This is a genomic window from Bacillus sp. ES1-5, assembly GCF_022487605.1.
GTDB lineage: Bacteria > Bacillota > Bacilli > Bacillales > Bacillaceae_G > Bacillus_A > Bacillus_A wiedmannii.
Genome location: NZ_JAKVPU010000064.1, coordinates 1 through 323, shown reverse-complemented (window position 1 = coordinate 323; position 323 = coordinate 1). Strand labels below are relative to the sequence as shown.

3 tRNA genes are annotated in these 323 nt (G+C 50.2%); all 3 read right to left on the bottom strand.

Going from position 1 to position 323, the window contains the following annotated elements:
* Positions 1 to 79: 79 nt before the first annotated feature.
* A tRNA-Ala gene (locus tag MKO96_RS29300) sits at positions 80 to 155 on the bottom strand.
* A gap of 9 nt (positions 156 to 164) precedes the next feature.
* Positions 165 to 238: transfer RNA gene (locus MKO96_RS29295), tRNA-Pro, on the bottom strand.
* Positions 239 to 246: 8 nt separating this feature from the next.
* Positions 247 to 320 (bottom strand) — tRNA-Arg (locus MKO96_RS29290).
* Between the last annotated feature and the right edge of the window lie 3 nt (positions 321 to 323).

Sequence of the window (323 nt, the reverse complement as noted above, 5' to 3'; positions counted from 1 at the left end):
AAAGTTAGTTTGTCTAGCATCTAAAAATAAAAATTGACGTTTCACGTTGTTTGTTTCGTTCAGTTTTCAAAGAACTTTTTGGTGGAGCCTAGCGGGATCGAACCGCTGACCTCCTGCGTGCAAGGCAGGCGCTCTCCCAGCTGAGCTAAGGCCCCAAACAATTATCGGGAAGACAGGATTTGAACCTGCGACCCCCTGGTCCCAAACCAGGTGCTCTACCAAGCTGAGCCACTTCCCGAAAGAAAACGCGCCCGAGAGGAGTCGAACCCCTAACCTCTTGATCCGTAGTCAAACGCTCTATCCAATTGAGCTACGGGCGCATA